This is a genomic window from Rhodococcus sp. G-MC3, from assembly GCF_030063335.1.
Lineage (GTDB): Bacteria > Actinomycetota > Actinomycetes > Mycobacteriales > Mycobacteriaceae > Rhodococcoides.
In genome coordinates this window covers 1-13,361 of sequence record NZ_JASISW010000004.1, presented here as the reverse complement: position 1 = coordinate 13,361, position 13,361 = coordinate 1, and the positions used below count along the sequence as shown (strand labels likewise).

Sequence of the window (13,361 nt, the reverse complement as noted above, 5' to 3'; positions counted from 1 at the left end):
CCCGCATGGGTGATTTCTTCGAGTAGCCGTGCCCTTCACCAGCGTTTTCATCCTCATCTTGACTGGGGTGGTTGCAGCGGCTTTACTGAAAGGGAGTTCGAAAGTCTGTTCGAAAGCGATACTTCCCCGTCGCCTCCGGATGGGCACGAGTGCCTGCTTTCATCGATCTTCTGGGGAGTTGAGCATGTCCGTTTCATCCGAAGCCGCCGCTGATGGTGTATCTCTGCCCGATATCGTTCTGGCCAACTTGTCGTTGCCGGAGCGCGTCGAACACTTGCGGCGACGCATGGCGTCGGTTCCTTCGCGCGGAGAAGTGCGATCCGCCGCGTATCCCACCGAGTCGAGCCGAGCCGAGTCGAGACCGGTTCGAGCAGATTCTCCCCCTGCAGATTCTCCCCAGGCAGAGTCGGCGGAAGAGTCCGTGCCGGAGGTTTCGGGCCGGAGGATGCCGGGCCGGACGATGCCGAGTCGGGAGGTGCTGGCGGTTCCCGGAGCGCTCGCGTCCCTGTTCCCTCACGGCGGTCTGGCTCGCGGATCGGTGGCATCGGTGTCCGGTGCCGGTTCTCTGTTGCTGGGAATGGTCGCCGCAGTCACCGCATCGGGTGGGCATGTGGCAGTGGTGGGTCAACCGCGGTTCGGTTTGCTCGCTGCTGCCGAGATGGGTGCCCAGTTGCATCGTTTGGCAGTTGTTCCCGATCCTGGCGACGATCCGGTGGAGGTCGCGGCCATCCTGCTGGACGGCTTGGATCTCGTCGTATTGGGTCTGGGCGGAAGGTCTGTGCCACCGTCGAGGGCGCGTGCCGTCGTGGCGCGTGCCCGAAGCAAAGGTGCAACGCTTCTCGTCACGGACGGGCACTGGGACGGCGTCGAACTACGTCTCGACGCCGTGGTGCGCAGCGTCGGCGGAGTCGGGACGGGGGAGCGATCCGGGCGTGGCAGGTTACGAAATCTGCGACTCGAAGTGCGCGCCCAGGGAAAGGCGATGCGTACCCGCAGCACGTGTTTCGATCTGCGGTCCGAGAACGGTCGCGTCGAATGGTTCGAGGCGCCGCCGGGTGATGCCGGTCTGTCCGTCACGGTGCCCATCGGCAGGTTTGCGGTGCTGGCATGAGCCGGGTGCTGGCACTGTGGTGTCCGGACTGGCCCGCTGTCGCCGCTGCCGCTGTCGCCGATCTACCTGCCACCCATCCGGTTGCGGTGGTCTCTGCCAACCGGGTGATCGCGTGTTCCGCCACGGCGCGAGCCGAAGGAGTGCGACGCGGTCTCCGCAAACGAGAGGCACAGGCGCGCTGTCCCGACGTGCACGTGATGACCGCGGATTCGGATCGTGACGGACGCCTCTTCGAACCGGTTGCTGCAGCCATCGATGCTGCGGCACCAGGAGTCGAGGTGCTGCGGCCAGGTCTGTTGATCCTCGGAGCGCGCGGTGTGAGCAGGTACTTCGGTTCAGAACACAAGGCTGCCGAGAGATTGATCGACCAGGCAGCCAGTGCCGGGGTGGAATGCCAGATCGGCATCGCCGACGAGTTGACGACGGCGGTCATCGCGGCGCGGCACGCTGTAGTCGTCCCGCGGAAAGGGGCGGCACGGTTTCTTGCGCCGTTACCGGTTGCCGAGCTTGCCGCCGAGCCGAGTCTTGCCGCCAAGGATCGCCAAGAGCTGATCGATCTGTTGCGACGTTTGGGCTTACGCACCATCGGAGATTTCGCTGCGCTCACTCCGGGCGATGTGGCTTCCCGGTTCGGAACGGATGCGGTGCTGGCGCATCGCTGCGCGAGAGGAGAGCCGGAACGCCCACCCTCTGCTCGTGCACTCCCTCCTGATCTGAACGTCGATCATGAATGCGATCCACCGATAGATCGCGTGGATGCAGCTGCATTCGCCGGACGCGGAATGGCCGAAAAGCTGCATACGAAGCTGGCTGCCGCCGCGGTTGCCTGTACTCGACTTCTCGTATACGCGTCCACCGGAAACGGTGAGACACTCTCCCGTATCTGGAGGTGCGCCGAGCCGCTGACCCCGGAGGGGACCGCTGATCGGGTTCGGTGGCAGCTCGACGGTTGGCTCACGGGGCGTAGCGAGGGCAAGCCGACTGCGGGCATCACTGTCCTTCGACTCGAACCGGTGGAGGTCGTCGCTGCCGCAGAGCTTCAGTTGGGGCTGTGGGGGAGCGTCGGCGACGAGGACGAACGAGTCAAACGCGCCTTGGTGCGGGTGCAGGGCCTGCTCGGCGGCGATGCGGTCAAAATCGGTGTGTTGAGTGGCGGGCGTGGGCCGGTGGAGCGAGTGACACTCCGCAGCCTCGGTGACGAATTGGTTCCGCTGTCCGATCCATCGGCGCCGTGGCCGGGCAGGCTTCCGCAACCTGCTCCTGCTGCCGTGATGGACAACTGCCCCCGCGTGATACTGGAAGACATCGACGGTAACGGGGTGAATATCGGTGCGCGTGGTGGTTTCGACGCTGACCCTGTTGTTCTTCGATGGGGGAGCAAGAAGTGGCCGCTGCTGGGCTGGGCTGGCCCGTGGCCGATGGACGAACGGTGGTGGGATCCGATCACGGGTATGCAGGGAGCTCGGTTACAGGTGCTGTTCGAGGAGCACCGCGCTGTGCTGTTGGTCTACGACGGCGACGAATGGCGAGTAGAAGGCATCTACGAGTAGGGCATGTCCACGCTCCGTCTAGCCTGGTCCGAATGACGGATGTGGATGTACTCGACGTGTCCGGCGTTGCCATCGCTTACCGAGACACCGGCAGATCCGATCGAGTACCAGTGGTGCTCGTGCACGGTATGGGCGGTGACGCAGGTACCTGGGACAGGTTTGCCGCTGCGCTGACGGTCGCCGGTCGCCGGGTGATATCGGTCGACCTCCGAGGACACGGGCGCAGTGCGCACACCGCCGACTACTCGTTCGATTCCTTCGGTAGTGATATCGCCGCGGTGATCGATCACCTCGGCCTGGACTCCGTAGATCTGGTGGGGCATTCGCTCGGCGGCTACGCGGTGTCGGTGGTTGCTCAGGAACGACCCGATCTGGTGCGGTCACTGGTGTTGGAGGAGATGCCCATCCCCATCCGTCCTGGTGATGCGCCACCGAATCTCGCGGGACGTATGCCGAGCTTCACGGAACTACTGCATGCAGGGACAAGCGTCGTCAGACATCCACGAGCGGTGTTCGCCTTCGACCGATCGATGACGAAAACTGCTCTCGCGCAGTTTCGTCGAGCCAATGCGCTGTGGTGGGACAATCTGCCGAAAATAGCAGCGCCGACTCTGGTGTTGCGCGGCGGACCTGGTGGGATGGTGGATCTTCGGCGTCTGGACCTGATGGCTCGTGAAATCCAGGAGTGCACCGTCGTTCCGTTCGACTCCGGCCACAGTATTCATCGTGACAAGTACCGAGATTTCGAGGCTGCGGTGCTGCCGTTCCTGATGCGTGATCGATCGGGTGAGCGGGGACTCTAGTATCGGCATATGGGACTGACTTCGCGAGATACTCGCCTCATCGTCTGGTCGATTCCGAAGCCACTACTACCCGGATTTCGTCCATCTTGCGATCTATGCCGCTGCCCTCCGTGTAGGAGCAACGAGACTCGCTGAGCTGACACCGTTGCCGCCCACGACAGTGAGACTACTTACGCTCGCGCCGGTGGTGTCCGCTGCCGGCGATTATATGGAAAACCTCGTCGGACTGCACCTACTGGACCACCCCGAGCACATTACCGACGCGCTGGTGCGGACGACGACTGCCGTCAGCGCCACCAAATGGGTTCTGGCGCTCGGCTCCTCGGCATACCTCGGAGCCGGATTCGGTAGAGTGTGGATTCGCGCTCTCCGGCATTGATCTCTCCGGCGGTCACCAGTTGGCGCCCGGCACCACTCGGCCCAGTCGACGCGCCAACTTGGCCACACGTGCGGTGGGCGTGGAAGCGTCGTACTGCTTCTTTGGGGCGAAATCGGTTGGAATGGATGGTTTTTCGGTCTTCTCCCCCCGGGCTGCAGCCGAATCGGGGAAGCGGCGATAGAACTGGTGCATCGTGCGGTCCTTGCCCTTGGGCGTGAAAATGCTCCCGAACTGACCGAGGGTTCCCAGCGGTGTGTCGATACGCTTCGGCTTGTCGATCAACGCACGTATCACCATCGCTCCTGCCTTCTCCGGTGACACGACAGGGCCGACGTTCTTGTCGCCGGTCGGCGTGATCATCGGCGTCGCTACAAGCGGCATGTGAATGGTGGTGAAACTGATTCCGTCGGAAAGTGTCTCGGCTGCTGCAACTTCCGCGAAACCGTCGAGAGCGGCCTTGCTCGCGACATAGGCCGCGAAGCGTGGCGTATGGCTCTGCACCGCCGCGCTACTGATGTTGACCACATGGCCGAAGCGGCGCTCGCGCATCTGCGGCAGCAAGGCGAGAACGAGGCGAACCGCTCCGAAATAGTTGACGGCCATGGTGCGCTCGAAATCGTGCAATCGATCGGTGGATCGGTACAACGACCGGCGAATGGATCTTCCTGCATTGTTGACGAGCATGTCGACGTGATCATGTTCGCTCAGAATGGCTTTCACGGTCTGATCCACTGATTCGGTGTCGGTGATGTCGCACGGATAGCCGTACGCGTCGCCGCCGCTCGCGCGAATCTCGGCAACAACCGCGTCGAGCTGTTCGGCGCCGCGTGCGAGCAGGATTACGGTTGCGCCCTTACGCGCTGCGGCCTCCGCGCTCGCCTGGCCGATGCCGGACGATCCGCCGGTGATGACGATGTGCCGCCCGACGAGTGGGCCGCGGGGATCCTGCTTCCGTGCACGGTCAGGGTCGAGCGCGCGCTTCCAGTGCTTCCACAGCGTGTCGGCGTAGGCAGTCAGAGGCGGCGGAGTTATTCCACTGCCGCTCAGTGCATTCTGCGTGGCTTCGGAATCGAACACCGTCGGCAGCGTTAGGTGGTCCAGCATGACCGGGGGCACGCCGAAGCGGGTGAGGAGCGCATTGCGGCCGATTCGGATGGCATCGAGGCGGGGGGAGACCACCGGCGCGGCCACCGCCCCTGGAATTCCTACCACTCGGGCCTTCGAGCCCGCGGCCGCGCTGAATGCGCTGTACACCTCTAGCATCGACTGAGGCTCGGGATTGACCAGATGGAAGACACTTCGACCCTGAGGATTACGGTGAACCAGCTCGACGAGGGCGGCCGCTACGTAATCGACGGGGACGACGTTGGTTGAACCGATGTCCGGAACGGTGATGGGAAGCGCGGCAGGTAGTTTTGCGAGCTCGGCGAAGAATGGAAAGAAGAAGTACGGTCCGTCGATCTTGTCGATCGCTCCAGTTTCGGAATGACCCAGAATTGCTGACGGTCGGTAGACGCGCCAATCGACCCCGGACTCACGGACTATCTCTTCGGACTCGAACTTTGTTCGGTGATAGGCCGTCGGAAATCCTTGGCCCTTGTCGAAGTCGTTCTCGGTGAAGTGTCCGCGGAAGTCGCCCGCCACGGCGATGGAAGACACGTGATGGAGCCTGGCGCCGGTGCGGACTGCGAGGTCGACGATCGCGCGGGTGCCGTCGACGTTGGTCGACGCTTGTTCGTCGCCTGCCGTCATGTCGTAGATGGCGCCGAGATGGATTATGTGGTCGATGCCTGACGGTTCTTCCTTGACACCGAGTCCGGGTTCGGTGAGATCGCCGACGAGCGGATGTACGCGGTCCTTGCCCTCCAGCGTGGAAACCTGCTGTTCGAGCTTGGCAATGGACTGTGGGCGAACCAGTACGTGCACCTCGGCGGTGGGATCACGCTCCAGAAGAAGCGGGAGCACATTCTGCCCGAGGAACCCCGTACCGCCGGTAACGATGTAATTCGCCATAGGGGCTAACTTACTCCTTAGTAAGTTGTTGGGCTACTCCTACCGGTGACCGAATGACGCCCTCGGTCACTCTGAGTGCCTGAGGGAGGCATTCGGTCCGAACACGGCGGAACGGGGCAGCGGCTAATGCCCGATTCCCACTTTCTCGTGAACCTTCTTCATCCACGCAGGCGCCCACCAGTTCGCTTCACCCATCAACTTCACCAACGACGGCACGAGCAGCATTCTGATGATGGTGGCATCGACGATGAGCGCGAGGATCATGCCGAGGCCGAGGAATCGCATGATCGACAATTCGGAGATGGTGAAGGCACCGGTGACGAAAATGAGAATGAGGGCGGCAGCGGTGACGATGCGTCCGGTGCGCTGAGCGCCGACAATCACCGCTTCCTCGGTCGTCGCACCTGCTGCACGTGCTTCGACCATGCGTGACATCAGGAACACTTCGTAGTCGGTGGAAAGCCCGAATACGACGGCAAGGATGAGGACGACGAATGTCGCCTCCAACGGTGCCGGTGTGACGCCGAGCAGGTCCGCGCCGTGCCCTTCCTGGAACACCCAGGTGAGTACGCCGAACGTCGCGCCGAGACTCAGTCCTGCCATGAGCACGGCCTTGATCGGTAGGACGATCGATCCGAACGCCAGGAACAGCAGGATGAGGGTCGAGATCACCATGATCGCGATCATCGCGGGCAGCCACTTCGCGATCGCGGCATTGCCGTCGTCGACGAGTGCGCGTGATCCGCCTACGAGTATCTCGGTGTTCTGCGGTGGGGTCATCTTGCGCAGGCTCGCGACGGCATCACTCGAGGATTCGACTTCGGTCTCGCCGTCGATCGGTTCGCTGAACGTCGCCTGGAGTGCGACGTAATCGTCAGCGGATCCGGAGAATTCGACGCGCGCGATACCGTCGACGGCTTCGGCCTGCGTGGTGACGTCGGCGATGGGGGAGCCCTGCGGTTTCTGCCCGTCGGTACCGCGGAGGACGATGGTGGCGCCTTCGCCGGTGGTGGGGAATTCGGTGTTGAGTGTCTCGACGGCAACGCGGGCGGGGTCGTTCTTCGGTAGCGCCGTGTAGTCGACCTCGCCGAGGTTGATCTTCAGAATCGGCGCCGACAATACGAGAAGCACCGCGACGATGACGATCGCCACGATGCCGGGTTTGCGCATCACCTGGGTGACGACGCCTCCCCAGAACTTCTGTGCTCGCGCCTCACCGCGATCGGACGCGGTTTTGCTCCAGGTGAGCGAGTTGATGCGTCGACCGAGAATCGCGAGAAGTGCGGGGACTGCCGTCAAGGACAGAATCGCGGCTCCGGCGACAGCTGCCATCGCACCGAATCCGAGGGATTTGACGACGGGTTGCGGGAACACGAGCATGCCGGCGAACGCGCAGATCAGCAGTAGCCCCGAGAAGAGGACGGTGCGGCCTGCGGTGAGAACCGTTCGCACCACGGCATCGGTCGGTTCGGCGCCCGCGCGCATCTCTTCGCGATATCGGCTCACGATGAACAGTCCGTAGTCGATGGCCAAGCCGAGACCGAGCAGTGATGCAACGTTGATCGAGAACGAACTGACTTCGGTGACCGTTGTCAGCGCTCGTAGAATTGCCAGCGCGCTGACAACGCTCAGTATGCCGACGAATACCGGCACTGCGGCCGCGACGACCCCGCCGAAGATGATGATGAGCAGAATCAGGGTGATGGGGATGGCGATGGCCTCGGATCGAACGAGATCGCTTTGAAGTGTGGTGCTGAAGGAGACTCCCACCACCGAACCGCCTGCGAACTGTGAGGTCACATCGGGTACCACCAACTGGGGCGGTATGTCTGCGAACGTCGAGAACGTGATGCCCGAATCGGGGCCGAGGGTGATGGTGGCGAGTGCTTTGGTGCCGTCGTTCGAGACGAGATATTCCTTGGCGGCGGCGTTCGCCGTCCAGTAGGAGGTGACGTTCTCGACGGAGTATTTGCTCTGGAATTCGTCGAGAACGGCGGTGACCTGGGGGCCGATGTCATCGATCGTTTTGCCCTCGGGGGCTGTGTAGATGGCGACGATGTCCGGCGTCGGCTGGCCGAGTCCCGAGACGAGTGAGCTGACCTCGGCTGCTTCGCTACCTGGATCGACGAAACCGCCTTCGCTGAGTTTGCTGAACACGCCGATCCCCCAGACGCCGCTGAGCGCGACGATCACAACCGCGATGGCGAGAACCCACCGCTTGTGGGAAACGACGAACGAGGCCCAACGTGTCACGTTCTTTTCTCCGGCTCTCTCGGGTGCAGCGACGACCTGGGCGAGCTTATCGGCTCGGTCCCACGGATTGATTTCTGTCGGTGCTGTGAGCTCTAATGGGAACATACGTTCGAATGATGTCTTCCCCGCCATTCGAGTTCGTCGGTCTGGCCCGCGTGGTCCCAGCCTGCCCTGTGCAGCCTGCCCTGTGGAGCATGCCCGGCGCTACCGACAGGAGGCCTGATGGGTTGGAACGACGGTCCCCCGACGTGGTCGGAAATGGAACGGGTGCTGTCCGGGCGACCTACGCCTACGCCGCCTGCGAAACCCGAGGTTGTCGGCGATGGTGGGGACAGCCCGGCCTGGTCACGTAAGCGAAGCGCATACGAGGGCACCGTGACTCGCTCCCCAGCCGCGACCACAGCGTATGCCGAGCTGCACGCTCATTCCGCGTTCAGTTTTCTCGACGGCGCGAGCCAACCGGAAGACATGGTCGAGGAAGCTGTGCGGCTCGGTCTCGAATCCATCGCCATCACCGATCACGACGGCTTCTACGGCGTCGTGCGTTTCGCGGAAGCTGCGAGGGCATTGGAAATCGGGACGGTGTTCGGCGCTGAGTTGTCGTTGGGGACGGTGAAGTCGAGGGCAGGCGAACTCGACCCGGACGGCTCGCATCTGTTGGTACTCGCGCGAGGGCAGGAGGGGTACAGGAGGCTCTCACGTGCAATAGCCACAGCGCACCTCGCCGGAGGGGTCAAAGGCAAGCCACAGTACGACTTCGATGCCCTGGCAAATGCAGCAGGTGAGCATTGGCAGATTCTCACTGGGTGCAGAAAAGGGCATGTTCGAGCTGCATTGCAGGGCGGCGGGCCGGCCGCAGCCGAGGTGGCACTGCGGGATCTCGTCGACCGATTCGGCGCGAATCGTGTCACCGTCGAGTTGACTCGTCACGGTATGCCCGAGGACGACGAGCGCAACGACGTCCTGTTCGAGTTGGCGACGCAATACTCCCTTCCGGTCGTTGCCACGACGGCTGCGCACTACGCATCCCCGCAGAATCGGCGTCTGGCGATGGCGATGGCGGCGGTGCGCGGCCGGAGCAGCTTGGACGAGGCGTCGGGATGGCTGCCGCCGACGGGTGGGGCACATCTGCGTTCGGGAGACGAGATGGCGAGGTTGTTCAGGCATTATCCAGGCGTCGTACACGCTTCTGCGGAACTCGGACGCGAGTGCGCCTTCGATCTGAAGCTGATCGCACCGCAGCTCCCGCCGTTCGACGTACCGCAAGGGCACACCGAAATCAGTTTTCTGCGCACTCTCGCTCTAGAGGGTGCGATGCGTCGATACGGCTCCCCGTCGTCACATCCAGCGGCGTACGCGCAGATCGAGTACGAACTCGACATCATCGAAAGGTTGAATTTCCCCGGTTACTTTCTCGTCGTCCATGACATCGTGTCGTTCTGTAAGAATCATGACATTCTTTGTCAGGGAAGGGGATCGGCGGCAAACTCGGCCGTCTGCTATGCCATCGGGATCACCAACGTCGACCCTGTGGCCAACAAGCTTCTCTTCGAGAGGTTCCTTGCTCCGGAGCGGGACGGCCCGCCGGACATCGACGTCGACATCGAGTCCGATCGGCGCGAGGAAGCAATTCAACACGTGTACCAGAAATACGGACGCTCGTATGCCGCGCAGGTAGCGAACGTGATCACGTATCGCGGGAAGTCGTCGGTGCGCGATATGGCTCGCGCGCTCGGCTTCTCCCAGGGTCAACAGGATGCGTGGAGCAAGCAGGTCACACGTTGGTCGAACATCGGTGACCAGGACGGCAGCGACATTCCGAAGCCCGTACTCGAGTTGGCGCAGCAGATCGAGGGTTTCCCGCGTCACCTCGGCATCCACTCCGGTGGAATGGTGATCTGCGACCGACCCATCGCGGACGTGTGTCCGGTGGAATGGGCAACGATGGCCGATCGAAGCGTGCTGCAGTGGGACAAAGACGACTGTGCTGCAGTGGGATTGGTCAAGTTCGACATGCTCGGTCTGGGTATGTTGTCGGCGCTGCACTACATGATCGATCTGGTGGACGAGCACAAAGGAATCCGGATCGACCTCGCCGACATCGATCTGAGCGAAAAAGCTGTCTACGACATGCTGCAGCGAGCCGATTCGATTGGTGTTTTTCAGGTCGAGTCCCGTGCGCAGATGGCAACATTGCCCAGGCTCAAGCCGACCGAGTTCTACGACCTCGTAGTCGAGGTGGCGTTGATCAGGCCAGGTCCCATCCAGGGTGGCTCGGTTCATCCGTACATCAAGCGCCGCAACGGACTCGAACCGGTGACGTTCGACCATCCTTCGTTGAAGAAGGCGCTCGATCGCACTCTCGGTGTGCCTCTCTTTCAAGAGCAGTTGATGCAGATGGCCATCGATGTCGCGGGTTTCAGTGCAGCCGACGCCGACCAACTCCGGCGTGCCATGGGATCGAAACGTTCACCAGAGAAGATGGAGTTGCTGCGCGGGCGGTTCTACGACGGTATGAGGGAGTTGCACGGCGTCGTCGGCGACGCGGCGGATCGCGTCTACGAGAAACTGTCCGCTTTCGCGAACTTCGGTTTCCCGGAAAGTCATTCGCAGAGTTTCGCCTCTTTGGTGTTCTACTCCTCGTGGTTCAAGCTGCATCATCCTGCTGCGTTCTGTGCCGGGTTGCTGCGGGCTCAACCGATGGGTTTCTACTCCCCGCAGTCTCTGGTTGCCGATGCGAGACGCCACGGAGTGCAGGTCCATGGCCCCGATGTCAATGCGAGCTCGTGGTACGCCGATCTCGCAGGCGGTGGACTCGAGATCCGTATGGGTCTGGCGGACGTGCGACACATCGGTCAAGATCTCGCCGAACGCATCGTCGAGATGCGGATACTGGAAGGCCCGTACACATCTTTCCTCGACCTCACCGGGAGAGTCGAACTGTCCACGTCGCAAGCCGAGTCTCTCGCGACCGCAGGCGCTCTCGGATGTTTCGGCATAACCCGAAGGGAAGCTCTGTGGGCCGCAGGTGCAGCGGCAGGGGAGCGTCCACACCTTCTCCCCGGTATCGGGGCGTCGACGCACGCGCCGGTTCTGCCCGGCATGAGCGATCTCGATCTGGCGTCGGCGGATGTCTGGGCCACCGGTGTCTCGCCGAATTCGTATCCGACCCAGTTCTTTCGTGAGCAACTCGATGCGTTGGGTGTTCTCCCGGCCAACAGGTTGCTGCAGGTTCCCGACGGTGACCGCGTGCTCGTCGGCGGTGCGGTGACGCACCGTCAGCGTCCGGCGACGGCAGGCGGGGTCACGTTCGTCAATCTGGAGGACGAGACGGGAATGATCAACGTCGTGTGTTCGGTGGGGTTATGGGCGAAATATCGGAAGTTGGCGCTCACTGCTCCAGCTCTTCTCATCAGGGGCAAGGTACAGAACGCGGAGGGCGCTGCCACGGTAGTTGCCGATCATCTGCAACTCATGGACCTGCGGGTGCAGTCCAAGTCCAGAGACTTCCGGTGAGTGATTCCAGATGAGGATCTTCAACGTTCCAGGCACACTGGACTGCGTGAAACTTCTGCTCCTCGCCGACACCCATGTACCCAAGCGCGCCCGCGAGCTGCCCGAGGAAGTCTGGGTCGCGGTGGAGTCGGCGGACGTCGTCCTTCATGCAGGAGACTGGGTCGACATCGGTTTGTTCGAAGAGATGAACGCACGATCCACTCGGCTGATCGCATGCTGGGGTAACAACGACGGCGACGAACTTCGTGCTCGGATGCCGGAGCGGGCAGACGTCACCATCGACGGGGTGAGCATCAGCGTCGTTCATGAGACCGGACCCACGCCCGGTCGCGACAAGCGGATGTCCGAGAAGTACCCGGAGATCGATGTTCTGGTATTCGGGCACAGTCACATCCCGTGGGACACGGTGACGGGCACCGGCCTCCGGCTGTTGAACCCTGGGTCGCCCACCGACCGCCGAAGGCAGCCGTTCTGCACCTACATGACGGCGACGATCGAGCAGAAACACCTACGGTACGTCGAACTGCATCGCATCGAACCCAGCCGCTGATCACAGCTCCGGAGCTGTAGGTGACATCTCGCGAGCCTGGTCGACGAGGTCGTGCACCAGGCGAATGATCACGTCCATATCGGTCATCACACCTGCACGCAGTTCGTCCTGCTCCGCCTGGCTCAACACAGGTGGATCGGCTGCATCCAACGCCATGACGATGTCGATCTTCGACCTCAGCGTCTGTAGCGGTTCCATCAGCTCTTCACCCGCGTCAGTGATCAACTTGTTCTGCCGAGCACCGGAAATCGTCAACGCAGACAACATTTCGTTGTAGCTGGTGGCGAGTGAGGCGAGTTCGTCGTCTCCGCTCACGACGATGGGTTCGAGATCGCCCGTCCGCGCCACCCGCTCGGTCGCGTTGCGCAATCGTTTCACCGGACGAAGACCTGTCCGCGCGACCGCAGCGCCCGCGATGCCCGCCAACGCGACGAGGAACGCGCCGATCGTGACGAGCGCGAGAGTCAGTTTGCCCAGGAGCGGAGCATTCGACTCGAGTGATTCGGCGACCATGACGGTCTCACCCGCCGATGTCCTCTTGGCAGCGAGCATGTACCCGCGCACCTCGCGTAGCGAATCTTGCGCGTTGCCGTCCACGACGGATTGCTCTGGTTTGTCGAGAACCCCCGAAGAATTGGTGAACGGACGTGATTCGGTGGTGAAGGTGACGAATTCTCCGTCGGAGGTGACCGCCGCAACCTTGATGGCCGGTCCGTCGGCATTGCCGACTCCGAAGCCGTAGAGGGTCGGCGGAAGGCCCTTGTCCACGCCTGTCAACAAGGCGTCGGCGTTGCGGGAGACTCGATCGGCCAACTGATCGCGTAGTGATTGTTCCACCACCACATAGATGGCCAGGGCGCTGACTGCGACGGCAAGCGCGGCAAGGCTCATGGTCAGCAGACGAATCCGGCCGTGCAACGAGAACAGGCGATTACGCCGATTCGGCCTGGGTTCGGTCGAGGTCGGCATCGCCACAGTATCGCGTGCAGTACTGAGAGTGATCTGAGAAGCCTCGGCTTTCGCCTTCCCTGCAAGCGGTCAGTCGCCCGAGTGCTCGTCGTCGCTGGTTGCAAGTGGTGCTCGACGGGCCTGCTCGAGTACTTCGGTGGTGTGACCACCGTGGCTGCCCGGCCCGACGTGCGCTTCCGAGCGCATCCGCTCCACCATGTGCGGGTAGTGCAGCTCG

Annotated in this window: 8 protein-coding genes and 1 pseudogene; 6 read left to right on the top strand and 3 right to left on the bottom strand. The window is 62.5% G+C overall.

The window, feature by feature from the left end; translation table 11 throughout:
* The first annotated feature begins 184 nt into the window (after positions 1 to 184).
* The 4 genes and pseudogenes from QMK17_RS05000 to QMK17_RS04985 all read left to right on the top strand — a co-directional run.
* Entirely contained in the window at positions 185 to 1,111 is a 927-nt protein-coding gene (locus QMK17_RS05000) for a hypothetical protein (protein WP_283507340.1), read from the top strand.
* A complete protein-coding gene (locus QMK17_RS04995) occupies positions 1,108 to 2,661 on the top strand; it encodes a DNA polymerase Y family protein (protein ID WP_283507339.1) in 1,554 nt (517 codons plus the stop codon). The genes QMK17_RS05000 and QMK17_RS04995 overlap by 4 nt, the downstream gene beginning before the upstream one ends.
* Positions 2,662 to 2,693: 32 nt before the next feature.
* Entirely contained in the window at positions 2,694 to 3,464 is a 771-nt protein-coding gene (locus tag QMK17_RS04990; RefSeq protein WP_283507338.1) for an alpha/beta fold hydrolase, read from the top strand.
* Between the two features lie 49 nt (positions 3,465 to 3,513).
* Positions 3,514 to 3,843, top strand: a pseudogene (locus tag QMK17_RS04985) (hypothetical protein); the annotation flags it as partial.
* Positions 3,844 to 3,855: 12 nt separating this feature from the next.
* Here the strand turns inward: QMK17_RS04985 and QMK17_RS04980 are convergent.
* Entirely contained in the window at positions 3,856 to 5,856 is a 2,001-nt protein-coding gene (locus QMK17_RS04980; RefSeq protein ID WP_283507337.1) for an SDR family oxidoreductase, read from the bottom strand.
* A 123-nt stretch (positions 5,857 to 5,979) separates the two neighbouring features.
* The gene (locus QMK17_RS04975; protein ID WP_283507336.1) at positions 5,980 to 8,109 is read right to left on the bottom strand and encodes an MMPL family transporter; all 2,130 of its coding nucleotides are present in this window, start codon (positions 8,107 to 8,109) and stop codon (positions 5,980 to 5,982) included.
* Positions 8,110 to 8,331: 222 nt separating this feature from the next.
* Between QMK17_RS04975 and QMK17_RS04970 the strand changes: the two genes are divergently transcribed.
* Both QMK17_RS04970 and QMK17_RS04965 read left to right on the top strand, forming a co-directional pair.
* Positions 8,332 to 11,625, top strand: a complete 3,294-nt coding sequence (locus QMK17_RS04970) for an error-prone DNA polymerase (RefSeq protein WP_283507335.1) — start codon at positions 8,332 to 8,334, stop codon at positions 11,623 to 11,625.
* 46 nt (positions 11,626 to 11,671) lie between these two features.
* Entirely contained in the window at positions 11,672 to 12,175 is a 504-nt protein-coding gene (locus tag QMK17_RS04965) for a metallophosphoesterase family protein (RefSeq protein WP_283507334.1), read from the top strand.
* On the opposite strand, the gene QMK17_RS04960 is transcribed toward QMK17_RS04965, so the two are convergent.
* The gene (locus QMK17_RS04960) at positions 12,176 to 13,144 is read right to left on the bottom strand and encodes a HAMP domain-containing protein (RefSeq protein ID WP_283507333.1); all 969 of its coding nucleotides are present in this window, start codon (positions 13,142 to 13,144) and stop codon (positions 12,176 to 12,178) included. It lies immediately after the preceding gene.
* Between the last annotated feature and the right edge of the window lie 217 nt (positions 13,145 to 13,361).